General features: G+C 50.1%; 26 protein-coding genes and 1 tRNA gene. 6 read left to right on the top strand and 21 right to left on the bottom strand.

Annotation, left to right across the window (positions count from 1 at the left end; genetic code table 11):
* Positions 1-111 precede the first annotated feature (111 nt).
* Genes ACJJIQ_RS21330 through ACJJIQ_RS21320 form a run of 3 tightly spaced genes read left to right on the top strand, consistent with a single transcriptional unit; the run spans position 112 to position 1044 of the window.
* Complete coding sequence (locus ACJJIQ_RS21330) at positions 112-399, top strand: putative quinol monooxygenase (protein WP_445362981.1); 288 nt, start codon at positions 112-114, stop codon at positions 397-399.
* A 7-nt stretch (positions 400-406) separates the two neighbouring features.
* Positions 407-850 carry a MarR family winged helix-turn-helix transcriptional regulator gene (locus tag ACJJIQ_RS21325; protein ID WP_445362980.1) on the top strand — a complete coding sequence of 148 codons (444 nt, stop codon included), beginning with the start codon at positions 407-409 and terminating at the stop codon, positions 848-850.
* The gene (locus ACJJIQ_RS21320) at positions 847-1044 is read left to right on the top strand and encodes a putative antibiotic biosynthesis monooxygenase (RefSeq protein WP_282930358.1); all 198 of its coding nucleotides are present in this window, start codon (positions 847-849) and stop codon (positions 1042-1044) included. Before ACJJIQ_RS21325 ends, ACJJIQ_RS21320 begins: the two co-directional genes overlap by 4 nt.
* A gap of 31 nt (positions 1045-1075) precedes the next feature.
* Here the strand turns inward: ACJJIQ_RS21320 and bla are convergent, their stop codons facing one another.
* From bla to ACJJIQ_RS21290, 6 genes are all read right to left on the bottom strand, one after another.
* Positions 1076-1942, bottom strand: a complete 867-nt coding sequence (gene bla, locus ACJJIQ_RS21315) for a subclass B3 metallo-beta-lactamase (RefSeq protein WP_445364838.1) — start codon at positions 1940-1942, stop codon at positions 1076-1078.
* A 15-nt stretch (positions 1943-1957) separates the two neighbouring features.
* Positions 1958-2908 carry an alpha/beta hydrolase family protein gene (locus tag ACJJIQ_RS21310; protein ID WP_445362979.1) on the bottom strand — a complete coding sequence of 317 codons (951 nt, stop codon included), beginning with the start codon at positions 2906-2908 and terminating at the stop codon, positions 1958-1960.
* 146 nt (positions 2909-3054) lie between these two features.
* Positions 3055-3612 (bottom strand): GNAT family N-acetyltransferase, encoded by a 558-nt coding sequence (locus tag ACJJIQ_RS21305; RefSeq protein WP_445362978.1) that lies wholly within the window; start codon positions 3610-3612, stop codon positions 3055-3057.
* A 12-nt stretch (positions 3613-3624) separates the two neighbouring features.
* Entirely contained in the window at positions 3625-4128 is a 504-nt protein-coding gene (locus ACJJIQ_RS21300) for a GNAT family N-acetyltransferase (protein ID WP_445362977.1), read from the bottom strand.
* Positions 4129-4145: 17 nt separating this feature from the next.
* Positions 4146-4598 carry a YaiI/YqxD family protein gene (locus tag ACJJIQ_RS21295; protein WP_152450565.1) on the bottom strand — a complete coding sequence of 151 codons (453 nt, stop codon included), beginning with the start codon at positions 4596-4598 and terminating at the stop codon, positions 4146-4148.
* A 2-nt stretch (positions 4599-4600) separates the two neighbouring features.
* Positions 4601-4819 carry a DUF3565 domain-containing protein gene (locus ACJJIQ_RS21290; protein ID WP_444895489.1) on the bottom strand — a complete coding sequence of 73 codons (219 nt, stop codon included), beginning with the start codon at positions 4817-4819 and terminating at the stop codon, positions 4601-4603.
* Positions 4820-4972: 153 nt separating this feature from the next.
* Here ACJJIQ_RS21290 and rep point away from each other — a divergent pair, with 153 nt between their 5' ends.
* Positions 4973-7006, top strand: a complete 2034-nt coding sequence (gene rep, locus ACJJIQ_RS21285) for a DNA helicase Rep (protein ID WP_444926425.1) — start codon at positions 4973-4975, stop codon at positions 7004-7006.
* 92 nt (positions 7007-7098) lie between these two features.
* Here the strand turns inward: rep and ACJJIQ_RS21280 are convergent, their stop codons facing one another.
* The 3 genes from ACJJIQ_RS21280 to ACJJIQ_RS21270 form a co-directional block, all read right to left on the bottom strand.
* Entirely contained in the window at positions 7099-7509 is a 411-nt protein-coding gene (locus ACJJIQ_RS21280) for a type II toxin-antitoxin system death-on-curing family toxin (protein ID WP_445362976.1), read from the bottom strand.
* Positions 7509-7658 carry a hypothetical protein gene (locus ACJJIQ_RS21275; RefSeq protein WP_445362975.1) on the bottom strand — a complete coding sequence of 50 codons (150 nt, stop codon included), beginning with the start codon at positions 7656-7658 and terminating at the stop codon, positions 7509-7511. The genes ACJJIQ_RS21280 and ACJJIQ_RS21275 overlap by 1 nt, the downstream gene beginning before the upstream one ends.
* 271 nt (positions 7659-7929) lie before the next feature.
* Entirely contained in the window at positions 7930-8352 is a 423-nt protein-coding gene (locus ACJJIQ_RS21270; RefSeq protein WP_413665824.1) for a c-type cytochrome, read from the bottom strand.
* A 191-nt stretch (positions 8353-8543) separates the two neighbouring features.
* Here ACJJIQ_RS21270 and ACJJIQ_RS21265 point away from each other — a divergent pair.
* A tRNA-Arg gene (locus ACJJIQ_RS21265) sits at positions 8544-8620 on the top strand.
* 814 nt (positions 8621-9434) lie between these two features.
* Here ACJJIQ_RS21265 and ACJJIQ_RS21260 read toward each other — a convergent pair.
* The 7 genes from ACJJIQ_RS21260 to narL form a co-directional block, all read right to left on the bottom strand.
* A complete protein-coding gene (locus ACJJIQ_RS21260) occupies positions 9435-10145 on the bottom strand; it encodes a M48 family metallopeptidase (protein ID WP_445362974.1) in 711 nt (236 codons plus the stop codon).
* A complete protein-coding gene (locus ACJJIQ_RS21255; protein ID WP_445362973.1) occupies positions 10142-13405 on the bottom strand; it encodes a type I restriction endonuclease subunit R in 3264 nt (1087 codons plus the stop codon). Before ACJJIQ_RS21255 ends, ACJJIQ_RS21260 begins: the two co-directional genes overlap by 4 nt.
* Complete coding sequence (locus ACJJIQ_RS21250; protein WP_445362972.1) at positions 13398-14687, bottom strand: restriction endonuclease subunit S; 1290 nt, start codon at positions 14685-14687, stop codon at positions 13398-13400. The genes ACJJIQ_RS21255 and ACJJIQ_RS21250 overlap by 8 nt, the downstream gene beginning before the upstream one ends.
* A complete protein-coding gene (locus tag ACJJIQ_RS21245) occupies positions 14684-17428 on the bottom strand; it encodes a class I SAM-dependent DNA methyltransferase (protein WP_445362971.1) in 2745 nt (914 codons plus the stop codon). The genes ACJJIQ_RS21250 and ACJJIQ_RS21245 overlap by 4 nt, the downstream gene beginning before the upstream one ends.
* Entirely contained in the window at positions 17425-17616 is a 192-nt protein-coding gene (gene mads1 / locus ACJJIQ_RS21240) for a methylation-associated defense system helix-turn-helix domain-containing protein MAD1 (protein ID WP_108735118.1), read from the bottom strand. The genes ACJJIQ_RS21245 and mads1 overlap by 4 nt, the downstream gene beginning before the upstream one ends.
* A 637-nt stretch (positions 17617-18253) precedes the next feature.
* Entirely contained in the window at positions 18254-19495 is a 1242-nt protein-coding gene (moeA, locus tag ACJJIQ_RS21235; RefSeq protein ID WP_445362970.1) for a molybdopterin molybdotransferase MoeA, read from the bottom strand.
* Positions 19496-19536: 41 nt separating this feature from the next.
* A complete protein-coding gene (gene narL / locus ACJJIQ_RS21230; RefSeq protein ID WP_108731363.1) occupies positions 19537-20202 on the bottom strand; it encodes a two-component system response regulator NarL in 666 nt (221 codons plus the stop codon).
* A 198-nt stretch (positions 20203-20400) separates the two neighbouring features.
* Here narL and ACJJIQ_RS21225 point away from each other — a divergent pair, with 198 nt between their 5' ends.
* Positions 20401-22014: an MFS transporter gene (locus ACJJIQ_RS21225; protein WP_444918765.1), complete on the top strand. Its 1614-nt coding sequence runs from the start codon at positions 20401-20403 to the stop codon at positions 22012-22014.
* 54 nt (positions 22015-22068) lie between these two features.
* Here the strand turns inward: ACJJIQ_RS21225 and ACJJIQ_RS21220 are convergent, their stop codons facing one another.
* From ACJJIQ_RS21220 to moaE, 5 genes are all read right to left on the bottom strand, one after another.
* Positions 22069-23268, bottom strand: coding sequence for a hypothetical protein (locus ACJJIQ_RS21220; RefSeq protein ID WP_445362969.1), 1200 nt, complete (start codon positions 23266-23268; stop codon positions 22069-22071).
* 100 nt (positions 23269-23368) lie between these two features.
* Complete coding sequence (locus tag ACJJIQ_RS21215; protein ID WP_445362968.1) at positions 23369-24487, bottom strand: ATP-binding cassette domain-containing protein; 1119 nt, start codon at positions 24485-24487, stop codon at positions 23369-23371.
* The gene (modB, locus tag ACJJIQ_RS21210; RefSeq protein ID WP_445362967.1) at positions 24487-25209 is read right to left on the bottom strand and encodes a molybdate ABC transporter permease subunit; all 723 of its coding nucleotides are present in this window, start codon (positions 25207-25209) and stop codon (positions 24487-24489) included. The genes ACJJIQ_RS21215 and modB overlap by 1 nt, the downstream gene beginning before the upstream one ends.
* Positions 25206-25988: a molybdate ABC transporter substrate-binding protein gene (gene modA / locus ACJJIQ_RS21205; protein WP_444918761.1), complete on the bottom strand. Its 783-nt coding sequence runs from the start codon at positions 25986-25988 to the stop codon at positions 25206-25208. The genes modB and modA overlap by 4 nt, the downstream gene beginning before the upstream one ends.
* On the bottom strand, positions 25973-26452 hold the full coding sequence (moaE, locus tag ACJJIQ_RS21200; protein ID WP_444919262.1) for a molybdopterin synthase catalytic subunit MoaE: 480 nt from the start codon (positions 26450-26452) through the stop codon (positions 25973-25975). The genes modA and moaE overlap by 16 nt, the downstream gene beginning before the upstream one ends.
* Positions 26453-26460 lie beyond the last annotated feature (8 nt).

Raw genomic sequence — 26460 nt, 5'->3', positions numbered from 1 at the left:
TTGCCATTAATCAAAACATTATCCTGATTTAGTACAGAAATCATTATTTTATTGACTATTGGAGCAATATGATTATCATGATAACTATATTATTATTGATGAGTAGTAATCATGAATCACAATCTCTTCATTATTGCCAAGATTTCCCCCAAGGCTGAATTCTTCATACAAGCCAAACAGGCCATCCTGTCCATAGTGGCTAATACATTGGAGGAAGAGGGCTGCCTGCAGTTTTCTGTGCACGAGGACGGGGAAAACCTGTTTTTATACGAGGAGTGGCGTAGTCAGGAAGACTTAGACAAGCATTACGCTATGCCCTATATCGCTCCGATATTCGATGCCTATAAAGAGTGGCTAAAAGAGCCTGTGGAGATCAATAAACTGGAGAGGTTAGCTTAATATCCTTATGTTTTTTCTCAAAGAACTTCCCTCACAACAGATGGTTGAGGGATATTCCAAGCGATTTTCTGTAAAAGATCCCGCTGCCGTTCAGGGCGCCCTTACCATGATGCGGGATGCGAGTCTGTTATTGCGGGAGCTGGAGGGGTATTTTTCTGAACACGGAACCTCCCAGCTGCGCTTCCTGGTAATGATCGTTATCGACCGGGAGCCTCAAAGAGACAGTTTGCTGGCTTCAGAAATCGCAGAGCGCATCGATGTTTCTCGCCCGGTAATGACACGAACCCTGAAAAGCATGATGGAAGATGAGCTCATCGTTATGGAAGCAGACTCCAGCGATGGCAGGGCAAAATGTGTAGCACTTACTGAGAATGGAAAACAATTTCTACAGAAAATCTTGCCCGGATATTTTAAGGCAATTTCTAAATTTATGAAGGAATTGAACAAATGAAGAAACCGATACTACATGCTCTGTGCATCTGGGCATTGGTTTACCCTATTGTTACTCTATTACTTCTAGGGATGCAGGCACTGGAATTGCAAATTGCAATTGGTTTAAAAGCGCTAATAATGACCGCTATTCTGGTCCCACTAATGTATTTCTATCTTGTGCCAAAGGTGCATCAATTTTTGGCCCGGCATTAATATGCCGAGCCATGTTTTGTAGCGCAAATATCTAGTCAGCTGGATCTTTCTCAGCTTCCAGCTTTTCACTTAATTTTTCTTCCGCTTTCTCTGCATATTGATGACAGCTTACTGATTTTTTCTGTATAGCTTTGTTTTTAAACTCCCAGCCGCTGGCAGGTGCATGAGGGGTAAGTAGTAAATCACAAGGTAAATCCCGCACACGGGCAAAGCTTGTGCGGAAGTCCTCGACGATATTTGGATAGCGGCGGTTATCAATCAGTTGATAACCGGGCGCTGTAAGGCTATCCACATAAGCTATATCTTTAGTTTTACCATCAACTTTGTCTTCCCAGGTCCAGGCCATACTGCCTGGTGTATGACCTGGGATAAAATGTACGCGTAGACGCAAATCCCCTAGAACCACTTGCTCGCCATCGTGCAGGATACGATCCGCCTTTATTGGCGGATATAAAAGTTCGTCGGCAAAGTGAATATCATTAGCACCACCGCGAGCCATTAACACCGCTGACTCGGCATTGGTTACTACCTGTGCACCAGTTACGCGCTTTAGCTCCGCTAAGGAACCTATGTGGTCTGCATGAGCCTGACTGTGCAAGATTAATTTGAGATCCGAGGGGGCGACTCCCAACCTGCGCATATTCTCCAATAAATGCTCGGCCGTCTGCTCCATGCCACCGTCAATTAGAATCGATCCCTCTTTGCCTTTTAATAACAGTGAGGTAATTCCCTCGGTACCTACTTGCCATGTGTTATCTGCAATCTTTAGAGGCGCTACTGGCTGACGCCAGGATTCTGGTACTTTGTAGGTTTCCAGTTGTGGTAATTCAGCAAAATTTTCCGCTGCCGAAAAACTGGAATAAGCGGCCATTACTATTGCGGCTAATTGGATTCTTATATTCATTGATCAGTCTCAACTTTTACCGGCATCAGGAATACACCCGGGAGCCCCATTTAGTGCAGCTTTGTTAATCCATCCTGCAATTCTTTCAAAAACTTCTCCCCGGTGATTTACACCATCCTTATCCGTCATATAGTGATCGTAACCGGGGTACTCCCAATAAGTCAGCTCACAACGTCCGGCTGATGCGTAGGCATCTCGTGCTGCTCGGCCGGAACTGACCGGGGCAGATTTATCTTCTGTACCCTGGATCAATAATACGGGGGCATGGCTGTTCAATAAATCGTTAACTGGTACCCGATCGACGACATCGGCCCACCAGCGCATAGAATTACCACCCCAGACTTCCGCGCTTTCTGGGTTAGCTCGGGCATAGGCGAGTTTGGCATCTACCTCTTTAGCTACGTGGGGCGGAACCAAACTCTTTAGCACTTGAGCAAAGGACTCCCCCAATCCACTTGAAAAGACCACTGCAGCATCGGGATTTAGCCTCGGCGCCAGTCGTGCAACAAGATCACCCCCCTCGGAACCGCCGAACAAGACCAGCTTGCCATTCCACCAATCAGCCCCGCGCAGTTCGTCGACAATCTGCTCTACATCTACCGCACGCTGCTCAACGGTATGGTTAGCTACATACGCTTTTGAACAATCCTTTAATTGCTCTTCCGGGCTGTCAGAGTGAGTTACACCATATTTTTCTACCAGCAAAACAGCATATCCTGCCGTCATCTCTTTAGCCTGTTGAATAGTAGTATTTTTAACAGCAGGTAGGCAGCCAGATCCCTGGGCTATCAGGAACAAGCCATATTTCCCTTTATTTGATGGTTGCTCTAAAGACCAGTAAAGCGCTGACCCATCTGGGCGTTTACTGACTTTAAGTAGTGGTTCGGCGGACACGCCGATATGCAAAGCCGCTAGCAGAAAACCAGTTGCCGTTATAAAGGCCGATTTAAGAAAACCCATAGCGAGAACTCCCTGCCCTCACCTGAAATTAATGATGGGGCGATATTTGCTTGGTTATTGTTGGTGAGGGGGTGAACCTCATATTCACCCCCCTATCCGACCCCAAGAAAAAGTAATGGTTCCCGAGCTAATTGAAGCTAATCACATCAAGATTTTTTCCAATCATCAGCACTTAAGCGATAAAGGCAGTGCCGCTGCAGATGGCTGTCGCTGGGGACCAGTGGATGTTCAAAGACGAGAGAATCCCGCCGCATACCCAGCCGCTCCATCACCCGCTGGGAACGAAGGTTTTGTAGTGCAGTAAAGGAAACGACTTCGCTGAGATTCAGGGTATTAAAAGCCACATCCAAAGATGCTTGTGCAGCTTCAGTGGCATAGCCTTTTCCCCAGTGGGGGAAGGCCAAGCGCCAGCCAATCTCTACCGCTGGAGTGAAGGGCAAATCTTCGGTCACATTTTTCATACCGACAAATCCGAGAAACTCGTTGGTGTCTCTCAGCTCCAAGGCCCAAAAGCCCCAGCCGTATTTCTCAATATGCGCAATACTGCGATCCACACCGGCATCACTCTGCTGTCGCGTCAGCAATGATGGGAAGAACTCCATCACCCTTGGGTCGGCATTCATTTCGGCGAATACAGGCTTATCGTCCTCTCGCCACTGGCGCAGCTGTAAGCGTTCGGTCGTGGGTTGTATTAATTCGGGCATGAAATATTCGCGCTATTCAATATTTTGTTTCTGCTGAAGATCTACAGACGGTGCGACCATAAAATCGCACTGATCCAGCCATTTTCGCTGCCCTGGATAAGCTGCTTCCTCAAAACCCAATTTCTGGTAGAGAGTCCGTGCCGCTAGATTAGTACGCAAGACAAATAAAGAGCACTCTATTGCATCCAGGGCTCTGGCTCCTGTTTGTGCAAGCTGTACTACTAGCGAACGTCCTAATCCGGCTCCGCGATGATTGGGGGAGACAATTAAGCGACTTAAGTGGCAGCGACCCAGGTGTTGGTAATACTGCCCAAAAGCCAGCACATCGCCGCTACTGTCCTGAAGTGCGTAGCTGGGCAACTCCGGCCAACGACAATCCTCCATGAAGGACTTCCCCTCGAACGGAAACCTGAAATCGGGACCACCCCACTGTTGGCACTGCTCCCTGTCAGGTAGCCAAGACATCAATGTTGGGAATTGCCACTCTTCCATTGGCTTCAGTCTCAAATTCTCCACAGCAATTCTCCTTAAAGTTACTTGCGACTCTTTGCCAGCCATCTATCTAACTGATCGGCAAAAGCTTTGCGGTCCGCCTGGCTAAGGGCCGGTGGTCCGCCGGTATGCACGCCGCTGGAGCGCAGGGTATCCATAAAGTCCCGCATATTCAGACGCGCGCGGATATTGGCCTTGGTATAGCGCTCCCCACGGGGGTTAAGGGCTTCAGCACCCTTGTCGATCACCTCTGCTGCCAGTGGGATATCGCTGGTAATAATCAGGTCCCCCGCCTCGCAGCGCTGCACTATCTCGTTATCCGCCACATCAAAACCGGCTGTCACTTGCACGGAGCGAATATAGCGCGACGGCGGCACCCGCACCGCTTGGTTAGCAACCAGTGTCAGTTCTGTGGCTGTGCGCTCAGCGGCGCGAAACAGGATTTCTTTGATGGCAACCGGGCAGGCGTCGGCATCGACCCAGAGTTTTGTCATGGCTATACAACCTTTTCGAGCGTATCGGGCGGTGCACCCTCATCGCATTTCTTGCAATTGAGCTGGAATCCCAGCATGGACTCGCGCCCTTGTTCAGTGACTACCCAGGGCCGGTTGGTCCAAGGGGGATTGTGGCGTACATGTTGGAAATGGCCACAGGCGAGCTCCGCCACCCAGTGATTCTCTTCATCCAGGTGGTAGCCGGCGATGGGTTGTTGCATGGGGTTACACAAGCAGGGAATAAGGCGCAGTTATAGCCAATCCCAAGGGCAAAGTATACGTGTGGCCGGTGGTTCGCACTGGTACTGGGATGATTCGAGCCAAGACTGCTAGAATCTCCCGCTTTTCCGCGACGCGAAGATGCAGCCCCATCTATGACCCAGCTCAATCCCCGCCAATCCGAAGCCGTGAAGTACGTCGATGGCCCTTGCCTGGTGCTGGCCGGTGCCGGCTCCGGCAAGACCAGCGTAATCACCCGCAAGATCGCCTACCTGATCGAGCAGTGTGGCTACGCCGCGCGCAATATCGCCGCCCTCACTTTCACCAACAAGGCGGCACGGGAGATGAAAGAGCGGGTCAGCAAACTGCTGGCGGGCCCGGATGGCAAGCGCTCCAAGGCGAGTCACGGTCTCACCGTATCCACCTTTCACAACCTTGGGCTGAATATCCTGCGCAAGGAATACCGCGCCGCCGGCTTCAAGCCCGGCTTCTCCATCTTCGATGCGGAAGACGCCCGCGCCCTGATCAAGGAACTGATGCTCAGGGATGGCGACCTGGATACAGACCTGTTGGATCGGGTACAGAACCAGATCTCCAACTGGAAGAACGATATGCTCACCCCGCGCCGTGCCCTGGAGCAGGCACAGAGCCCCGGTGAGCAGGCCATCGCGGTTGCCTACGATCGCTACTGTGAAGCCCTCAAGGCCTACAATGCCGTCGACTTCGACGACCTGATCCTGCTGCCGGTACAGCTGTTCGACAAAGATCCAGAGTTGCTGCAACGCTGGCGCAAGAAGATTCGCTACCTGCTGGTGGACGAATATCAGGACACCAACAACTCCCAGTACCTGCTGGTGAAGCTGCTGGTGGGCGGGCGCGGCGGCCTCACAGTGGTGGGAGACGATGACCAGTCTATCTACGCGTGGCGCGGCGCGCGCCCGGAAAATATGAGTGCGCTGAAGACCGACTTCCCCAATCTGCGTCTGATCAAACTGGAGCAGAACTACCGCTCCACCAGCCGCATCCTCAAAGTGGCCAACCACCTGATCGCCCACAATCCTCACGAATTCGACAAAGCATTATGGTCCGATCGCGGTCTGGGTGAGGAGATCCGCGTGCTCAAAGTGGCCAATGAAAATGAGGAAGCGGAGCGGGTCGCCAACGAGATCTTCCTGCAAAAGAGCCGTCGCGGCTGCAAGTTTATGGATTTTGCCGTGCTCTATCGCGGCAACCACCAGGCGCGCCTCCTTGAGATGAAGCTGCAGGAACATCAGGTTCCCTATCAAATGTCCGGCGGTACTTCCTTCTTCGCCCGCGCTGAAATCAAGGACGTGATGGCCTACTTGCGCCTGCTGGTGAATCCGGACGATGACAACGCATTCCTGCGCATTATCAATACCCCGCGCCGCCAAATAGGCACCAGCAGCCTGGAAGCCCTGGGCAACTACGCCAAGGGCCGCGAGATCTCCATGTTCAAAGCCTGCTCGGAACTGGGCTTTAAGGAGCATATCAACGAGCAGGGCTACGAGCGCCTGAATCGCTTCGCCCTGTGGCTCGAAGGGGTGCAGCGCAACTGTCGCGATACCACCGCCAATGGTGCGCTTCGCGAGATGCTGGAGGATATCGATTACGCCGGCTGGCTCTCGCAAAACGCCAGCAGCGAGAAGGTCGCCGAGAAGCGCATGGAAAATGTGTATTGGCTGTTGGAAAGCCTTAACAAGATTATGGAGGGCACCGACGATGAACTGGAGCAGGATATTCGCCTGGAACAGGCCATCTCCAAATTGATCCTGCGGGACATGCTGGAGCGCCAGGAAGAAGAGGAAGCCACCGACAAGGTCAGCCTCATGACCCTGCACGCCGCCAAGGGCCTGGAATTCCCGCACGTGTTTATGATCGGTATGGAAGAGAACTTACTTCCCCACCGCAACAGTATTGAAGACGACAACATCGAAGAGGAGCGCCGCCTCACCTACGTGGGTATTACCCGCGCCCAGCGCACCCTCACCATGACTTTGGCAGGCAAGCGCAAACAGTTCGGCGAAACCCAGGACACCACACCCAGCCGCTTTATTGACGAATTGCCGGAAGAAGATGTGTTGTTGGAAGGATTTGGTAAAGCGACGCCGGAGCAGAATCAGGCGAAGGGAGAGGAAACTTTGGGGTCTTTGTTGAGTATGTTTGATTAATTTCTTGTTGATTAAATATTTTCAAATATTGCCGTAACTGCAAAAAGCAGATATCCAAAACAAGAGAAGCCGCCTAATTAGCGGCCTTTCTTTTATGCTGTAAACGATTCCTTGGCACACTGTGCCAACCACCGAGACATCGCCTTAAAGTCAATTCTCCCTTCCGCCAAATCAACTATCTTGTCTGTGAGTAAGCTATTGTTTAACTCAACAGTTTCCCCATTCAATTCAAGAAAGTCCAGCATACAAACTGTAGCTGTCCGCTTATTTCCATCTGCGAATACATGCCCTCGAGAAATAGCTTCGGCATAGAATGCTGCAACATCAAAGATGTTAGAGAGGTCATTAGAATAAGCCAGTGTAAAATGCACCCGGTGTAAAGGAGCTTCAATAGACATATTTTCGCGGTTTCCTGGTAAACCGCCGATACTTTCTATGATCGCATCATGTGTTGCCTGAACATCCTTGGCATCAAGATGAACCAATCCATTGGAATCAAACATTAGCGGTCCTTTAGTGCTTCCAGTGTTTTACGATATTTAGAGAGTGTTTTACTAGTCGCTTTCTTAACTTCAGCAGATGTCGCAACCTTAACAACACGCCCTGCAATTACTTTATCCTGCACTTGAACAGATCCAGTCTTGGTTTTCACGGTATATGTCCTAGTCATTTAAAAACCTATAATCAGAAGCCACTGTATAAATCCAATAGTAGCTTCACTGCCAGATACAACTTTATTTATATTTTGCCTCATTAAAAACCGTTTGTACCACGTTGTAAGGAATCAATCTACATAAATAAAAACTATCAAAACCTTGCGATAGATAATATTTACAAAAAAAAGCCCATTAAGCTCTAGAAGCTAATACACGCAAACAAAAAAGGCCGCTCAATGAGCGGCCTTTTTCCAATAGTGAAACAGCTTACTTGCTGTTATCCACCATGTAATTCACAGCAGCTTTGATCTCGTCATCGCTACAATCCATACACAGGCCTTTGGCCGGCATGGCATTGATACCATTGATGGCATTGTTATAGAGAGTATCCATGCCCTTGGCGATACGCGGTGCCCAAGCTGCGGCATCACCGAATTTAGGCGCCCCAGCAACACCCATTGCGTGACAAGTCTGACAGCTTGCGTTGTAGATATCCTGGCCACTGCGAGCTGCACCGCCGCTAGCACCTTCAGGTGCTGCCGCTACTGCCGCCGCACACTCTTCACCTTTCATACAGGTTTCACCTGCCGGAGCAATTCGCTCTGCGATTTCTTCATTAACAGACTGCTGGGCCACTGCTGTAGCCGCACTGACGGCCAACGCCGCCACAATACCCAAAATACGCTTCATCATATTCCCCCAAAAGGACCGAAGTGAGTTGGCCCACAAACGTTCAAAATATCGTCGCAAACTCCTACGCCGCGCATTATAAGCACTGCACCGCCCCCTGCCAAAGACTATATATACCCGCACAATGTCCTTTAACCCACCCCCCGGCTTCTGTATAATCCGCCTCCCATTGGCACAGATAGCCAATTAAACCGCCCGTAGCTCAGCTGGATAGAGCGTCGCCCTCCGGAGGCGAAGGTCAGAGGTTCGAATCCTCTCGGGCGGGCCATATACAAAAAAAGCCCGCTTATGCGGGCTTTTTTTGTATATGGCTAACTCCCAGGGTTTTGTTCGAACTCAGGTTCGACTCGAAGGCAGCAAAGCTGCCGTAGAGCAGCGAGCCCAAAGGGCGAAGCTAATCCTCACGCACACCACCCGCTTATGCGGGCTTTTTTGTATATGGTTAACTCCCAGGGTTTTGTTCGAACTCAGGTTCGACTCGGAGGCAGCAAAGCTGCCGTAGAGCAGCGAGCCCAAAGGGCGAAGCTAATCCTCACGCATACCACCCGCTTATGCGGGCTTTCTTGTATATGGCTCACTCCCAGGCTTCGTTTTCGAACTCAGGTTCGACTCGGAGGCAGCAAAGCTGCCGTAGAGCAGCGAGCCCAAAGGGCGAAGCTCATCCTCCAGCACACTATCCGCCCGCTTTTGCGGGCTTTTTTGTATATGGCTCATTCCCAGCCTTCATTCGAACTCAGGTTCAACTCGGAGGCAGCCTAGCTGCCGCGGAGCAGCGAGCCCAAAGTGCGAAGCTAATCCTCACGCACGCTACGCGCTTATGCGGGCTTCTTTGTATATGGCCAACCCCCAGGCTTCATTCAAACTCAGGTTCGATTCGTACGTATTCGAGCTAAGACAGTACAAGAAGCCAAAATAGCGAAGCATACTTAAGCTCATGGAAGGCAAATAGAAAGCTTAAGTAGAGTAAAACGGAAGTAAATATGAATTATTAATTTGTAATTTTGAATGTACTGAAGAAGATATATAAAAAAAATCAACAGCTAATTCGCATGCAATGTGCAACAGAAAAATTAAAACACTCACTATAGGTCTAGACTAGCCCCATTATTTTTAAGCCAATTTTTTCGTGCTTTATAGTCTGGAATAACTTTATCCACCTCATTCCAAAAACTATCTGAATGATTTTTCACATGAATATGACAAAGTTCATGAACAACTATGTAATCGATTATCTTAAGTGGTGCCATCATACATTTCCAATGAAAAGAGAGAGCATTAGCTTTCGAACAACTAGCCCAGCGGTAGCCTAAATCCTTCACTCTTACTGAAGTTGGACTAACTCCTACTTTTGGAGCAAAAAGTTCCACTCTATCTTGAATTCGCTTCATGCCCTTTACCGTGTAGTACTGCTCGAAGGCTCGCTTGGCAGCTTCTATACCTCCAACATCGATAAGCGTACGATTTAGGCAAAATCTTCCTTCATGCAGCTTAATGTCACAGATTTGATCAGAAACAAGAGAGAGTCGATAAGACCTCCCCAGGTAGAGAAAAGTCTCGCCATTTACCCACTCTCGGACAACAGCTGTAGCATTCAAGTCTCGCCATTCGGCAAGATTGCGGTAGATCCACATTCGTTTGCTTTCGACAACGGCATCGACTTGTTCTTCGCTGAAGTTTTCAGGGGGGCGTACAACAACCGAGCCATTGCGCTCTATAACGATATCTGTGGTTGAGCGATTAGTGCCGGGCATTAATTGATAGTCGATATCTCGTACTCTTCTAGCGTTCATCATGCGTTGCCTCCGCTAGTGCCTTTGATGAGTTCATCATGTCTGTTTTTGGCCAGTTTCATGATTTCAATGGCAACCCGTTCTCTGTTCTTTTTCAGCTCTGCAATACCCGTTAAGGTTAGAGCGGTTTTTACTTTGCTGCGGGTTTGTTTTTGCTTGTCTGCATTATTCCAAAAGTCGATGCTGCCAATACTGTCTTGCAGGGTATCTACAATGGCCTCCATAAGAGCCTTCATTTTTTCTTTAGCATCAGAAGGTACCTTGCCACCTTTAAAGGCTTCATTGGCAATGTGCTCATAGAAGGTAGTAGCCTCTTTGCTCATGCCTTCTTCGCCAGTTTTACGCCCCTCTATCGCTTCGCCTCGTAGTTTTTCAAGCTCTTCGGCCAGCTTCTCCCAGTCATCCTGGTGCCGATCAATTAGGTTTTCGACTTTCTCCGAGAGGCTTTTATAGAAGGCTGGGTCTTCATCATTGTGGACGGTGCAGTGCTTTCTAATAGCATGTTCCATTTCGCTGGCTTTAGCCTCTGCGTTGCCGCCTGCGTGTCTGTTGAGGTTTTCGATAAAATCGTCGGCTAACAGTTCAACCGGAGCAACTTTAGGGTTGATGCCCAGGCTGATTAGGTGCTCATTAATTAAGTCCTTAACCTTCTCTCCCGCATCACCCAGGCTCAGGCTATTGTCTTTATAGCGTTCTTTGGCGACACGGAGAATATAACCGAATCGCTTGGCTGGAATTCGGTAAGGATGAGCCGCTTGATGAGGGAGGATAATGTCCATGCTCATCAGAAACTTTTTCAAATACACGTCAAAGTCAGCGCGAAGCTTTTCATCTTTGAGTAGTTTCACTGCGTCGTGCACGACAGCTGCATCAGCTTCAACATTGGCTAAATTTCCCTGAACGAATTCTTCGACCTGCTCAATGTTGTTTTCAGCGAACAGCTGCAATAGCCGTTGATAGCGCTCTTCCAGTACCGGCATTTCAGAGGTAATGCTTTTCAGGCCTTGGGCTAATTCCTGTTGCTCATCGGCGGCAGCATACAAGGTTAGGGCTTCGGTCAGGTTTTCTGTCAAGCCAATGTAGTCGACAATATAGCCGCGCTTTTTCCCTTTCTTGATGCGGTTGGTACGAGCGATGGCCTGTAGCAGTGTATGCTCTTTGATTTTCTTGTCGATATACATCACTTGCTCAATCGGCGCATCAAAGCCGGTGAGTAACATATCGCAGACGATTAAAAAGGCGATACCGCTGTAGGCCTTGTCAGGATCATCGTAATCAAACGAACGGCAAAAGTTGTCGACTGCATTCCAGGCTTTGGCTTGTTTTCTCGTTTCCGTGATATAGGCTGCTTCATTGGTTCCATCACCGGAAATCACTACAGCGGCTTTTAGAAAACGGATTTTACTGATCAGCTCTTCATTGGGTTCAGGCTCTGCCTTCAGTGCTTCTACTCGACTTTGTAGCTCATCCATAATCGCTTTTTGATAGCGAACGGCGGCTAACTTTGAGTGGCAAACCACTTGGGCCTTAAACCCATTGGGGAATATCTGCTCCAGATAATGATTGACCATATCTTTAGCGATGGCCTTAATGCGCTCCTCGGCTTCAAGAATATCCCCAGTAGCACCATACTTTTTCTTAATGGCTAACAGTTCTTCTTCTGAGCGGTCTTTAAAGAGGTTTTCGAACTCGGTTTCAAAGCCATGCTTATCATTCAGGGCGGAGTCTGCTGTGCGGCCTTCGTAGAGAATTTGCAGGGTAGCCCCGTCATTGACCGCATCCATTAAACGGTAAGTATCAATATACTCACCAAAGCGTTTATGTGTTTTCTTCTCACCATGGCGCTCGGTTATTAATGGTGTACCAGTAAAAGCAATGCGGGCGGCATTTGGGAAGGCTTCAAAAATGTTATCGCCGAGATCAGAGCCTTGAGTACGGTGTGCTTCGTCAATCATTAGCACGATACGTGCAGAATCGTTGACGACTCCAAAGGTTTGACCTGATGGCATTGCCTGATAGGTGCCCAGTGCTTCAGCGACTTTAAGGGGAAGATTTTCTTCCCGTTGCTGAAATTTATGCACCATGACCATATTAATGTCGGAGCTGTCGGTCGCCAGATCGCGGCGCAGCGTCTGAGTGCTTTCAATCGTATTAACTCTGCCACCAATAATCGTCGCCGTCTCGGCAAGCTGATCTTCAAGGTCTACCCGGTCATTGATGAGCAGAATTTTGTAGTCATTGAGATCTTTAGAGCTGCGTAACATGCGTGCCACAAACACCATGGTTAAGCTCTTACCGGAGCCTTGAGTATGCCAAACGACGCCGCTTTTATCGGCGGCTGTTTCGCCATGCCGTAAACGCTCAATGATCTTATTGGCGGCGCGGAATTGCTGGTAACGACAAATGACCTTAATGCGTGGGCCACCGTCAGTATCCATAAACACTGTGGAGCTGCGTAGTATGCTTAATAGATTGGTTTTGTTGAGCATGCCATTAATTAGCTGCTCTTGCTGATTCATTCCTTCGGCAGTGGTGTCGCCATTGGGCCACTGAGTTTTCCAAGGGAAGAAGTGTTCGATGCCTGAGGTAAAGGTGCCGTAATCTGCCTCTAATCCACAGGTGCGAATCAGCATCATGGAGGTATGGAATAGCTTGGGCTCGCCTTCTTTTAAGCCTTGTTGCTGAGTCGCCTTACGCTGATTCACGTAGCGCTGTAATTGCTCAAAGGCTTCCGGCATGGGGTTGGCGCAATTCGGCCCACCTTTTTTACATTCCACTACAATCAAGGGGATGCCGTTAACAAATAACACAATATCCGGAATGATAAATTGCTTTACGCAGCCCGGTGTATCGATACGGAATTGATTGATGGCATGAAAAGTGTTGTTTTCTGGGTTGGCGAAATCAATCAGCTTAACCACCGGGTCTTGTTCGCCGGTCACTTCGTTGACGTCAACCTGTGCCTTGAATAACAGCTTTTGAATAGCTTCATTCGCCTCTAGCAAGGTACGGTTTGGCTGGCGCGTGATCTGATCGTGCAAATCTTGCAGCTGTTTCTTGCTTAGCCATTCATCGCCAGTATTGGTTTTATTAATACTGGATACGGCGGTATTGAAGATCTCGGGCAGAATCCATTGACGAAAGTTTTGACGCAGACTTTTACTTGGATCTTGTGGGATTTCTTGACCTTGGTCGACACAAAGCCACTTCAGCCCTTCAAGCTGTTGTAGAAACGGCTGCTCAACTTCCGTGTATTCAGACATAGGCAGCCTCTGGTTCTTCTATCTTCACAGGTACTATTCCTGTAAGGAGGTCACGCATTAGCCCATGCTTTTCTTTAATTAACTTGTTTAGTTTGGAAGTTTCGCTGTTGATAACATCCTGCGCCTTATTAAGTCTCTCTACAACTAACTTCTGTTCATTCAGATCTGGCATAGGGGCGACAATTTTTTTCATGTTACCTAAATTGATTCTTGGTCGTGTAACACCTTGCTCATATTTTCTGATCTGGATCCTGGATGCTGATGTGTTAAGGAAATACATCATGTAGGGGTTGATCATTTTTTGTTGATTGCAACGCAGTCTAAAGCAGTCAGCTTTGTTTATCGCGGGGGGTAATGATTCTGGGTATAGACAAGCTCTGCCAACTGGGTACCTTTCTTCGCCAAGGCCTGCAATTAAAATATCGCCACTAGAAACCTTGTTTCTTAAAAGAGTATTTGCGTGTTTAAAGGATACAAATGCTTTATCACGATCGTTATATGCTGTAGCCTGAATGTTCTGAAGTCGGACTACTCTCGCTTCCGGGTCATTTATATAATGCTCTGTCTTCAAATTTGAACCGAATGGCCCATCGACTAGAGATTCTTTTAAAGATTCAATAGCTTCATGATTCCATGCTTTCGGAATCCAGCCAATCGGAGTTTCTTGATACAGTTCTGGCGCTTGTTCTCTGGTGGGGCGGAGTTTGCCATCGGCGGTGATGCCACGGGTAAATAGGTCGTGCATTAAGCCCGCTTTGATTTGTTGATACTTTTCAATTAGGGCTTCGGTTTTTTCGATGGTTTGGTCGAGCTTGCCTAGAATTTTCCCTATTCTGCGTTGGGGCAATATGTCAGGTACATTATCTTTTGCCCTAATGAGATCTTTTGTTGATAAGTGTTTTACTGTTGTTGCAGCAGTGAGATCATTGACTTTCTTAATATAGGGCTGAAGCCAATAGTATATAAATTCAAGATCCAATTGATCGCTATCTGTTACATCGATCTTTAGCACTCGCTGATTTAGAAGGGCGTCCTGATTTCGCCATTTGGCAATATTAAAGTCGCCATCCATTCCGATTAGAATATCTCCTTCCTTGATTATATAGGTTGGGAGAAACGGTCCTTGGTAGTAGGTCTCAACCCTTGAATCGACAATATCTCTAATTCTAATTAAAGGAAAACCCTCATCGTCAGAGAAGTTTTTTGATGGAAAAGGAAAGCCTGATAGAAGCTTTAGATAGCCGCCAATATGTTTAGTATTCCAGTTTTCAGCAATACTCATTGGGCTGCCTCTTCATAACCTAGCCCTACCATAAATGCCTGTAATTGTTCTGATGCAGTATCACGTTCAGCTTCAATAGTTTTTGCAGTTACTGCGTATTTACTCCATAGGTTTTCGATAGCTTTAATACAGGCGCGTTGATCTGCCCGCAAGTAAGCTTGATAGATATTCAGTAGCGTTTGTTTTAAGCGCTCAATAATGACGGTACGGGCTTCATCGTTAGTAATCTTCTCGCGGGCACTTTCTACCAATTCATCCCGCTTATTTTCGATGCCTTTAATAGTGGCTTTGAGGGCTTTGACTTCATCCTCCAACACTTTATGGCGTTCTAGGCTTTCGGTAATGGATTGGGCGCGTTCGAGGCTTAGCTTACCTTGGTTTGTTGCTTCGCTGAGTTGCTCCGAGTATTCAGATTGCAAGCCCACTTCAGTTGCTAAATCTAAAATCCTTTGACCATTATCGAACTGTGGGTCTTTCTGCGTAAGGCCTTCACTGCAATAAACGCCTTTCTTGGTGCCCTTGGGTAGTAACTCCGCTACTTTAATTTCGGCGAAAATATTGCCCGCTAGGTCTTTCACGGCTTTTAGCTGTGCTTTCCAATCGGCATTGGCAGCTTTGAGTTCGTCTTTCTTACTTTTGACGTCTTCACCGGGTAATACGCCAGTTTCTTCGGTGTCTTCAAAGTCTTCTCCGCTGGCGGCTGCAAAGAGCGCTTGCAGTTCCGCCAGTCTGGCTTGTGTCCTCTCTAGCTCTTCGAGTACATCAGGGTATTGGCTTAGCAGTATTTCATTATCTGGGATTAGCTCTGGCCCCCAACCGCTGGCGGCTATCGACTTAAAGTCTGCTTTTAGTATGGCGATATAATTGGCAAATGCACCACGCACTTGTGAGGGGGTAAGCAGGTGTTGCCCAGCAAGTTCCTTTTCGATGTTATCGAGCATGGCGCTGCGCATCATATACACATTGCCTGCATTTTCGTGCTGATTCTCAGGGTCTGCCGCAACGGCTTCAACTAAAGGCAAGCTGCCTTGCCACCAGGCTTCCAGCTGTTGCATCAACGCCTGGTGACGGTTCACCACGCCGGGATGATTGGCGACGAACTCCGCAATGGCTCGTTTTTCACTAATGGCTGGCGCGAGGTCTACGTAGATTTCATCCTTTGGAATAAAACAGTCGTCTCGCAGGCCGGGGTAGTTAGACCAAAAGTGCTCTAAGCTATCAACTTCGACCAAAGGCACGCCGCCGTGCAGGTGGGCGCGAACATCGTGGGGTTCAGGTGGTGGGGCGTTATCCACATAGCGGCGGATGTTGCAGTTGTAATCTTCAGCGGCTATTTCTGCCTTAGGTACTTTTCTCGCGTAAGCGGGAATGTCTTCACCAGAGCGGTAGGCATGGATGATTTTATCAATGTCTTCCGGGCGTAGGTGGTTTTGTGCCTTACCTTCTCGGTACTCACGATCGGCATTGATAAACAGTACATGATCACGTTCAGCCGCACCGGCCTTATTCATCACGAGAATACAGGCGGGGATGCCGGTGCCGTAAAATAAGTTGCTGGGTAAGCCGATAATGGCTTCTAAATAGCCGTGCTCGATAAAGTGCTTGCGGGCATCCCGCTCTTCACCACTGCGGAAGAGTACGCCGTGGGGCATAACAGAGGCCAGGCGGCCGTTATGTTTAAGTACCGATAACATGTGTTGCACAAACATCAAATCAGCTTTTTTGCCTTTCTCAGGCATCATCACCGGGAAGCGACCGGGGAATTTCAAGTCCTTCTTGATGTAGTTTTGGCTAAATGGTGGATTGGCCAGTACTCGGTCAAAGCGTTTTAGTTCATTGTCTTCGCCTAAGTGTTGCGGCTCACGAATAGTATCCTGTTGGCGAATATCGGCATGGGAAATGCCATGGAGCAGCATATTCATCTTACATATCGACCAGGTAGTGCCGATTTTTTCCTGGCCATTGAGAGATAGCTCGCTGGCATCTCCACCATTTTCACGTAAGTAGTCACGCATTTGGATTAGCATACCGCCCGAACCCACGGTGGGGTCATAGACGCTCATACCTTCCTCCGGGTCGCAGATTTCGACACAGATGCGCACCACTTCTTCGGGGGTATAGAACTCACCGGCTTTTTTACCGGCAGAGTCGGCAAAGTACTTAATCAGCCATTCGTAGGCCGCGCCCAGTAGGTCGGGGAATTCAAAGTCTTCATCTTTGAGGGGGATCTTTTCAAAGTTCAATACAAAGTCGGCTAGGGTGTCATCGTCTAAGGTGCGCTGACCGATCTTGCGGTTGAAGTTGATGCCTTTGAGTACATCTTGCAGGGCATCGGGGTTGGCATCTTCAATCGCTTCTAAGGCTTTGTTTAATGTGGTGCCGACGTTTTCTTTAACGTGTTTGAGTGCGGGGTGATGGACGGTTTTAGTTTCGCCATCTTCAATAACTTCTTCATCCCAGCCTTGGTTCCAGCGAGCACGTTCGGGTACGAAAAAGTACTTGCCTGAGTAGCGGTCTGAGTCATTCAGCTCAATTTCAATATCTTCCGCATCCATGCCTTCGGCGGCCAGTTCTGCCCGGATTTCTTCCTGACGTTGGTCAAACAGGTCGCTGGCACGTTTGAGAAACAGCATACCGAATATGTATTCTTTATATTCGGTAGCATCCATACTGCCACGCAGATCGTCACAAGCGGTGAGTAGTAGGTTCTCTAATTTGCCCAAGGTTAATTTAAAGCTCACTTATTGTCCTCGTTGATATTCTGCTTTTGTAGTTCGATCCACTTTTCTAGATCTGACTGCTTAAATCTCCAGCTTCCCCCTACCTTGAAGCCTGGGAGTTTTCCCTCCGCTGCAAGCCGGTATGCGGTCTTTTCCGCAAGCTGTAAATATTCTGCGACCTGCTTCAAGGTTAATATTTGATCAATCATGTCAGGTTCCGCCATTATTCTTGTTGAGAGAATAGGGGAAAATTGAGGAAGTGGCTATCCTGGCTGAGTCAGCGCCTTGCAGACCGTACCAAAAGCCAATTAATTGATATTCGATTGGAAAACTGACCTGCAATATTAGTCAGGTCAAGAGGGCTAAGGGAAGGCTGATAACCTAATAGACGTTCCTAGTTTTATAGGCGTGGCAACCATCATTAATTTAACTGATTGCTCCTGATACGAAATACTCTATGACTCTCTTAAGCTCTACTTGCAAGAGCCCCAATCCATAAGCTCATTCTAAGCCATGGCCGAGGAGATGCTGAACGAGCAAAGTGGCCTGATATAAAGCGCTGGGATTTTAGGGCTTCCAAACTAACGGTCGGCAACGGTTAAAAGCAATAAAAAGACTCCCCGTCCAGAAATTTGGTACAGATATCGACTATCTCATAGAGATAATTGGGCTTGATTGGCTAAGTTACTCCCTAAACTCACCCCTCTTAATATTTTACTATTGCTAATAGTCCAGGGAGCGTTTCCGAGAATATAATGCTGTAAAATAATCTAGACACAGGTAATTTGTGTCTACAGGTATACAGAAACTCCCATCAATCCGCAGTTTTGGGCAGGGGCCACTCCCCTACCCCAACGGCACCCTCAAAGGCTCAATCACCACCTGCTCCCCAGCCTCTACACTGCCACTCTCTCGCGCTAAAACGATAAAGCAGTTAGCAGCAGCCAGGCCGGAAAGAATATGGCTCCCCTGGGTACCAACCGGTTCTACTACCAATATCCCGTTTTCATCACTGCGATATACACCCCGCTGGAAATCGGTACGGCCGGGCTTTTTCTTCAGGGGTTTTAACAGTTTTGCCTGCAAGGTCTGCGGGCCAGTCCACTGATCGCCTTTCATCACATTCAAGGCGGGCACGGCCAGTTGGTAGAAAGTTACCAGGGCGGAAACCGGGTTGCCGGGTAGGCCGAAGAAGGGCGTTCCCTGTAGGAAACCAAATGCAAAAGGTTTGCCGGGCTTCATCGCCACTTTCCAGAAGCCGATCTCTCCCAGTTCTTCCAACACTTCACGGGTGTAATCCGCTTCGCCAACGGAGACTCCACCGGAGGTGATAATAGCATCGGCCTCTTCGGAAGCACGCTGCAAGGCATTGGTAATAGCCTGTTTGTTATCGGGCAATATACCCAAATCCAAAATATCCAGGTCCAGCTGGTCCAGGGCTGATAACAGGGCAATGCGATTGCTATCGTAGATATCGCCCTTACCCAGGGCGTCGCCAGGCTGGCGCAATTCATCGCCGGTGGAGAAAAGTGCGATTACCGGTTTGCGCACTACAGTCACTGTGCCCACACCGGCAGCGGCGAGCAGGGCAATATGTGGAACGCTGATGCTCTCTCCGTCCTTGAGCAGGCTAGCTCCTTCAGCCACGTCTTCACCGCAGCGGCGAACATGGTCGCCAGCGCGAACTTCACAATTTATTCGTATCGACTCCCCCTGGGCATCGACATTTTCCTGCATCACTACCGTATCTGCACCGGCCGGTACTGCGGCTCCTGTCATAATGCGCACGCAAGTGCCGGGGTTCACCACACCGTCAAAAGGTGCACCGGCAAAAGATTTGCCGATCAGTTCCAGCGGCAAGCCACTGGCCAGGTCTTCAAAGCGCAGGGCGTAACCGTCCATTGCGGAATTGTCGCAGGGCGGTAGGTTTACTGTGGAGATAACATCCTCAGCCAATACTCGACCGGCGGCTTGTGCCAGGGGCAAAGTCTCAGTGCCACTGATTGGGCTCAGTGCCTCAAGAAGTTTTTCGCGGGCGCTTTCGATGGGCATCAGGCCCGGTTGGCTACAGCAGTCGATAGTGGGCATGGACAATATCTCTTACTTCATTCCTTTGTAGTTGGGAAAAATCAGTGGCTGCGGTTTTGCGATTCCGGTCGCTTTTGATTAACCATCCACACAGCGGCTTCCACCCGGGAGCGCATACCCAACTTTTTCAATAAGTGTTTAACGTGAACCTTTACAGTGGCATCACTGATATCCAATTCACGGGCGATTAACTTGTTACTGAGGCCATCGGCGATCAATTGCAAGATCTGATATTCGCGACTGGTGAGCGTCGACAGGGTATCCGCACCGGAATTGTCCGGCTTACGCAGAGCGGAGGCGAGGATCTCGGTAAGGCGCTGGCTGATAGCGAGCTTGCCGTGTGTGGCCTGGATAACCTGATCGAGAATATCTTCCGGTTCCATATCCTTGAGCAGGTAACCATCGGCACCGGCACGAATACAGGAAACTACGTCCGCGTTGTTATCGGAAACAGTGAGTATCACGATACGTGAGGCTACATCGGCTGCACGCATTGCCCGCAGGGTATCCAGCCCGTCCATACCGCGCATATTCAGGTCCAATAGAATAAGGTCCGGCTCGTGCTGTTTGGCCAGCTCCAGCGCTTCCTCCCCGCTACTGGCCTCGGCTACCAACTCCAAGCTGGGCTCCATAGCAAACAATTGCTTGAGACCTTTACGAAACAGAGGATGGTCATCAACCATCATTACCGTGGCAGAAGAAGTCATGGGGTGTCCTGCTTCATTGCTGTAAGTTGTACTAATTCTGAACAGTGACTTTAACACAGGGCTCAGTGCCTGCGCTTACCCCCAAATGGGTAGCTATTACGCGCGGGGGCAAAGGGGTTACTTACTGTTGGTAATTGAGCAGGGATAAGCCCCGGCCCATAGTGGCCGGACGAATCATTTCGAGGAGGAGTGGCCGCCGTGTCTGACATCTACGAGTGGGCCCCAGAGGACAGCAAGTTCTGGCAGTCCAAGGGCAAAAAAATCGCAAACCGGAATTTGTGGATATCCATTCCCAGTTTGCTGTGCGGCTTCGCCGTGTGGCTCTACTGGGGCATTATTACCGTTCAAATGCTCAACCTTGGCTTCCCCATTGCCAAAGCCGATCTGTTTACCCTGATGGCAATTGCCGGCCTCACCGGTGCTACTCTTCGAATACCCAGTAGTTTCTTTATTCGATTGTTCGGTGGGCGCAACACCATTGTCTTTACCACGGCCCTATTGATGGTCCCTGCCCTGGGCACGGGTATCGCCTTGCAAAATCCTGAGACCCCATTGTGGGTATTCCAGCTGCTGGCTCTGCTGTCAGGTATTGGCGGTGGTAACTTCGCCTCTTCCATGTCCAATATCAGCTTCTTTTTCCCCAAGGAAAAACAAGGGTTGGCGCTTGGCCTGAATGCGGGCTTGGGTAACTTCGGTGTTACCACCATGCAGATCCTGGTACCGCTGTTTATGACCTTCGGTGCCTTCGGCGCTGCCGGCGGCGACCCCATGACCCTGGTGAGCAGCTCTGGCTCCCTGATTGGCAAAGTACCAGCCGGTTCTGAAGCGTGGATTCAAAATGCCGGTTTTGTATGGCTGCTGTTCCTGATTCCACTGGCCTTTGTAGGTTGGTTCGGTATGAACAACCTGCGCACCGACGAAGTCACCCCGGATGTGGGCAGCTCTATCGGCGCGATGTTGAAGATGACCATGATGTTGGGAATCGGCCTCTTCACCGCAATCACAGGTCTGTGGCTGTTGCTTCCCGAAGCGGCTAACGGTTCAGGCTGGGGTGTGCCCAAGGAAATCGTTCTGGTACTGGTAATCGCCGCTACCGTGTTCGGCTTGAAGCTGCTGCCCGGTGAGATTAAAACCAGCTTGCAGCGTCAGTACCGTATCTTCAACAACAAGCACACCTGGGTGATGAGTGTCATTTACACCATGACCTTCGGCAGCTTTATCGGTTTCGCAGCGGCCTTCCCCCTGGCTATCAAGGTGATCTTCGGATACAGCCACGTGATGGTGGACGGGGTTATGACTCACGATACCATCAACAACAATGGCCCCAGCGCCCTGATGTACGCCTGGATGGGTCCGTTTATCGGCGCCCTGATTCGCCCGGTAGGTGGTTGGATCTCCGACCGCATCGGCGGAGCCCTGGTTACCCAAATCTGTGCTGCAATCATGGTGGGTAGTGCCCTGGGTGTGGCTTACTACATGAAGGCCGCCTACGGCTCAGCCACTCCGGAAGAGTTCTTCCTGCCCTTCTTCCTGCTGTTCCTGGTGCTGTTCGCCGCTACCGGTATCGGCAATGGCTCTACCTTCCGCACCATCGCCATGGTGTTCCCGAAAGAGCAGGCAGGCCCGGTATTGGGATGGACTTCAGCAGTTGCCGCCTACGGTGCCTTCTATATTCCCAAGGTCTTCGGCGAGCAGATCAAAGCCACCACCCCGGAATACGCTCTGGCAGGCATTGCTATCTTCTACGCGGTTTGCCTGGTGGTTAACTACTGGTTCTACCTGCGCAAGAACGGCGAATTCTACAATCCATAATTTGGTCTCACGGGCGGGAAACCGCAGTTGCGGGGAGGTTTAACCTCCCCTTTTTTATTTCACCTGAACCAATATCGGCGTTATATCCGAACCTTCAAGCAGGCTGGAAATCAGCTGTCTATCGGTGTCCCTGCGATAGTAGATCGTCACTTCATCCAAGTCTTCAACGGTTGGCATCGTCGGGCATAGATGCCTGGCAATAGCTATACACATCTGCTCATAAAAATCTAAATCGTGCAGCTTATCCAAATAGATATGGCACCCTGCGATATCCTCAGCACTAATCGTATAGTTGTAACCTATGGGCGGCTGAAAATAGTAGGCCTGCACAGTAATAGACCCATCTGCATTTTCAGTGACTTCGTATTGGACAGGTCTGCCGCAGATACTCTGTTGGTACCCAACAAGATCCTCCGCAACTGAGGCAAGACTGTCATCCGTCTCAATGGTGCTCTCAATTTCACTGTAGGCTTGATGGATAGCTTCAAAGCAGCTCAAGCAAGACTTAACACCCGCTTCTTGCAGCTCTGGCAGCAGTTCTGTCGCCATATCTTCAAGTAATTGCACCAGCTTTTCTGCCGAGATAGCGTCACGAAAATAGTAAGAGCCTTCTCTCTCAAGCGCCGACTGGAAGATTTTTAGCTTGCGCTCCGGGCAATAGAAATCGAGGTGGTAGAGAGGCTGTTCTGGATCGGAAGTGTGGTTATTCAGCTCTACCTTGCCCAAATACGGGATAAAGAAGGTAAAAGACCAGTACTCCGGGCAGTGAATAAATCGCCGGCAGTGCTCTTCGATATAACCGGGCAAATATTGAAGGTCAAAGAAATTGGCCAGATGGTAGTTACCACCCTGGTATTCCGCTATGGAGTCATAGTTATAAAACGGGTGCTCGCCGTGGAAATCTATCTTAACTCTCTGCCCACTGGCTGCACGGCAAGCCAGATGAAAGTACAAGGAATCGTCTTTGTAAGTAGAGCGGATAACGATAGCGTCGCCCTTTCGGCGAAGCTGATAACGGAAAGCATCGATCCGGTAGGGCTCACAATCCTCAAGTAGCTCGGCAATTTCCAGCTCACCCGATTCCAGGCGGTTTACTCGATAGTTGTGCCCGCCTTCTTCTATGCAGCGAGTAAGTACTGGGTGTAGATCCTCAATGGTCACAGCTTTCGCTACAGGTAAGCCCTCGACCTGTGCTTTTTCCCGGTAAAACTTATCGCCCTCGTTAAAGAGGGAAATTCCCAACACAACGCCCATAGGAGCACCACTAAGTTAGCTGATGTTCAAACTTAGCAAAAAAATTGCTGGGGTTTTAGGGATCGAAGCAATGCACTTTCAGAAATTGCCCTGGAACTACCTACAAACCGGCAAGACTACCGGCCTTAAACTGGGCAAAGTAGGTAGTGCCTTCACGCAGTTCTAGGCGCTCGCAGGAGAGACGGGAAATATCTGCGTAGAACACCTGATCAGCAGCGGCTAACTGTAAACGAATGCGGCCGTCGGTAAGGTTCTGCTTAGCAACTAAAGTTACCGGCAGGCAATTGAGGATACTGGACAAGCCCGGCTTCTCTACACTGAGGCTAATATCTCCAGCTTCCAGCAGAAAAGCTGCGGTATCGCCTTTGCGATAATGGCCTGCCACCCTATCTGCAAAGATAGAAATCCCCCCCAAATCCAAAGTCAGCAGACCATCGTTTAGGGATTCCACTCGCGCTTCAATCCGGCTGCGACAGCTATCCCCTACGCCGTGGCTATCCAGGCGCTGGGCAACTTCAGGTAAGGGAAGTGGCGCGGACAAATTGGTAGAACCCATCCACAAACAGCGCTGGGCTAGCAGCTGGATTTCATCAAAGTCGTGACTGGTCCAGATTACCAGCGCCGGATATCGGGCCCAGAAATCCCGCAGGGTCGGCAATAGGCGCCGAAGTACCTGGGCGCGGTCAACCGCTGAAAGCGGCTCATCAAATAATTGCAGCGGCGCGTTGTTATAAAGCTGTCGTAATACAGCCACTCGCTGGGCTTCTCCACCAGACAATAGCTCCACCGGCTGATGGAGTAGCGGTTCAATACCAAAAGCCTTTAACAGCCGATCACACTCCTCCATAGGCAGTGGCCTGCGGCTGTAACGGCGGGCCAGTGCCAGGTTATCTGCCACTGACTGGCCGGCAAACAAGCGGCTGTCCTGAAAGCCCAAAGAAAGCGTTCTTTTGTGGGTAGCCAGGGCGCGGCGTCCGCGCTGCCAAACCGTATTGGCAAAAGTGATATTGCCACGGCAATGGCGCTGGCCAGCCAAAGCAGCCAGTAATGTGCTCTTGCCGCTGCCGGAGGGGCCGGTAAGGCCAAAAACTCCAGAGGCAGGTAGCTCTAATTGCCAGGGAGTCGCAGCGTTAAGCGGAGTCACCAGCCCTGTAACACTCAATCCGGTGGAATCAGAAGTGGTAGACGCAGTACCGAAAAGGGGTAAGGTGATTTCCATTAGCCCAGCACCCCCATTACCGGTTTAACGCGCTCGCTATTTGATCCACGCGGGGCCAAACTATGTCCCAGCCAACGGGCAGCGAGTAGCAGTACCGTAGTAATTCCCATCAACATCAAAGCCAGCCGGTGCGCGGCACCGTATTCCATCGCCTCCACATGTTGATAAAGAGCGATAGAAACCACCTGGGTCTCACCGGGAATAGCGCCACCAATCATCAGCACTACCCCGAACTCACCCAGGGTATGGGCAAAAGTTAAAGCGCAGGCACTCACAATAGCGGTGCGACTCGCCGGCAAAAGAACTTTTAACAATGCCGCCCAGGGCGGTATACCCAGTGCTGCGGCAGCCTGGGTCAAACGCTGACCATTGGCATTAAACGCGGCCAACAGAGGTTGCACCATAAACGGCAGGGAATAAATTACTGACGCAAATACCAGGCCGGTAAAGGAAAACACCAAAGGGCCATCAAAAAGTTGTGACAGCCACTGCCCGGGCGCATAGTTGGGGGAAAATAAAAGCAGTAAATAAAAGCCCAACACCGTGGGTGGCAGTACCAGCGGCAGGGTAATTAATACCTCGATACCGTGGCGCCAGCGGCTCTGCCATTGGCTCAATTTCCAGGCCAGGGGCACGCCGATAATAAACAGGAGTAAGGTGGTTAAGCCGGCCAATTTTAAAGTTAACCACAGGGCCTGCCAGTCGGCAGCGGCGATATTCATAAGCCACTCCCTCCATCTCTACTTCGATCTTGAGTCGGCAAAATACCGTAACCCAAGTGCTGTAGTTGCGCCTGCACTTCCCCTGAACGCAAATAGTTAGCGAGGGATTGTGCCTCTTTAGGTCGGCGACTCTGGGTGGGAATCAGCAGCTGCTGTTCAATGGGTTTGTACAAATGCTGCGGCAGCAACCAGTAGTTATCGCGGCTAGCTGCTTGCATCTGGCTGGCGGCGACAAAGCCCAGCTGCGCATTGCCGGAATCCAGCATTAAATAGGCTTGGCCTGCATTGTGGGCCCGGGCCAATTGAGTTTGTTTTTTCTTCCACAAACCCAGGCTTTGCAGCGCTTGCCGTGCGGCACTGCCGAACGGCGCTACTTTCGGATCGGCTAATACAATTTTATCGGGCCAGGTTTGCAGTAACTGCTCGATATTCGATTCCGATTTTGGGTGCCAGAGGGCCAGTAAACCCAGGGCGTAAGTCTGGCGACTGCTACCCAGTGCCCCACCCTGCTTTTCCAACAGTTCGGGGCGCTCGCGATCCGCAGACAGGAATAAATCGAAGGGCGCGCGGTGCGCTATTTGTTGGTAAAGCACCCCGGAGCTGCCACTGCTGATTTGCACCACACAAGCATGGCGACGCTCAAATTCTGGCAGTACCTCTTCCAGTGCCGGGCGGAAGCTGGCCGCTACCGCCACCCGCAAGGTGCAGTTATCCGCGTTAACCGGCTGCGCGATGGCCACCAGTAAAGCGGATAGCAGCAGGCTCAGCCGGCGGACCACTTTTCCATCTCCGCAGCATCACTGGCCCGGGCTTCGACCCAACGCTCTGAAGGCTTACCGGATTTATCCGCAACCGCTTCGCGCTTCCAGAAAGGCGCCTCAGTTTTGAGGCGATCCATGATGTATTGGCAGGCGGCAAAGGCGGCCTGACGGTGGGGGCTGGTGACGCCGACAAAAACAATCTCATCGTTGATCTGCATGGGGCCAACACGGTGGACGATAGTCACACGCCCCAGGGACCAGCGATCGCGGGCATCATTGATAATCCGTTGCAGGCTTTTTTCGGTCATGCCCGGATAGTGCTCCAGGGCCAGGCCGCAGACATCACTACCGGCATTGAAGTCCCGCACCGAACCCACAAACAGCGCGCAGGCACCATCACCACTGTTGCCTTGCAGCGCAGTATATTCAGCCGCTACGTCGAGGGGCGTTTCACAGACTTCAATACGATCAACGGCTTTCATATTGGCAC

The organism is Microbulbifer maximicatervae (SeqCode), assembly GCF_052468295.1.
This window is presented reverse-complemented; position numbering and strand designations above follow the sequence as displayed.

What these genes read in the sequence shown, in the direction of transcription:
- ACJJIQ_RS21260 (WP_445362974.1), bottom strand. Translation starts at nt 10,145, where the DNA reads ATGATGAACGCTAGAAGAGTACGAGATATCGACTATCAATTAATGCCC.
- moaE (WP_444919262.1), bottom strand. Translation starts at nt 26,452, where the DNA reads ATGAAAGCCGTTGATCGTATTGAAGTCTGTGAAACGCCCCTCGACGTA.
- modB (WP_445362967.1), bottom strand. Translation starts at nt 25,209, where the DNA reads ATGAATATCGCCGCTGCCGACTGGCAGGCCCTGTGGTTAACTTTAAAA.
- ACJJIQ_RS21295 (WP_152450565.1), bottom strand. Translation starts at nt 4,598, where the DNA reads ATGACAAAACTCTGGGTCGATGCCGACGCCTGCCCGGTTGCCATCAAA.
- ACJJIQ_RS21250 (WP_445362972.1), bottom strand. Translation starts at nt 14,687, where the DNA reads ATGAGTATTGCTGAAAACTGGAATACTAAACATATTGGCGGCTATCTA.
- ACJJIQ_RS21220 (WP_445362969.1), bottom strand. Translation starts at nt 23,268, where the DNA reads ATGGGCGTTGTGTTGGGAATTTCCCTCTTTAACGAGGGCGATAAGTTT.
- ACJJIQ_RS21320 (WP_282930358.1), top strand. Translation starts at nt 847, where the DNA reads ATGAAGAAACCGATACTACATGCTCTGTGCATCTGGGCATTGGTTTAC.
- ACJJIQ_RS21280 (WP_445362976.1), bottom strand. Translation starts at nt 7,509, where the DNA reads ATGTTTGATTCCAATGGATTGGTTCATCTTGATGCCAAGGATGTTCAG.
- narL (WP_108731363.1), bottom strand. Translation starts at nt 20,202, where the DNA reads ATGACTTCTTCTGCCACGGTAATGATGGTTGATGACCATCCTCTGTTT.
- ACJJIQ_RS21330 (WP_445362981.1), top strand. Translation starts at nt 112, where the DNA reads ATGAATCACAATCTCTTCATTATTGCCAAGATTTCCCCCAAGGCTGAA.
- rep (WP_444926425.1), top strand. Translation starts at nt 4,973, where the DNA reads ATGACCCAGCTCAATCCCCGCCAATCCGAAGCCGTGAAGTACGTCGAT.
- ACJJIQ_RS21305 (WP_445362978.1), bottom strand. Translation starts at nt 3,612, where the DNA reads ATGCCCGAATTAATACAACCCACGACCGAACGCTTACAGCTGCGCCAG.
- ACJJIQ_RS21310 (WP_445362979.1), bottom strand. Translation starts at nt 2,908, where the DNA reads ATGGGTTTTCTTAAATCGGCCTTTATAACGGCAACTGGTTTTCTGCTA.
- ACJJIQ_RS21255 (WP_445362973.1), bottom strand. Translation starts at nt 13,405, where the DNA reads ATGTCTGAATACACGGAAGTTGAGCAGCCGTTTCTACAACAGCTTGAA.
- ACJJIQ_RS21325 (WP_445362980.1), top strand. Translation starts at nt 407, where the DNA reads ATGTTTTTTCTCAAAGAACTTCCCTCACAACAGATGGTTGAGGGATAT.
- mads1 (WP_108735118.1), bottom strand. Translation starts at nt 17,616, where the DNA reads ATGATTGATCAAATATTAACCTTGAAGCAGGTCGCAGAATATTTACAG.
- ACJJIQ_RS21215 (WP_445362968.1), bottom strand. Translation starts at nt 24,487, where the DNA reads ATGGAAATCACCTTACCCCTTTTCGGTACTGCGTCTACCACTTCTGAT.
- ACJJIQ_RS21270 (WP_413665824.1), bottom strand. Translation starts at nt 8,352, where the DNA reads ATGAAGCGTATTTTGGGTATTGTGGCGGCGTTGGCCGTCAGTGCGGCT.
- moeA (WP_445362970.1), bottom strand. Translation starts at nt 19,495, where the DNA reads ATGCCCACTATCGACTGCTGTAGCCAACCGGGCCTGATGCCCATCGAA.
- ACJJIQ_RS21290 (WP_444895489.1), bottom strand. Translation starts at nt 4,819, where the DNA reads ATGCAACAACCCATCGCCGGCTACCACCTGGATGAAGAGAATCACTGG.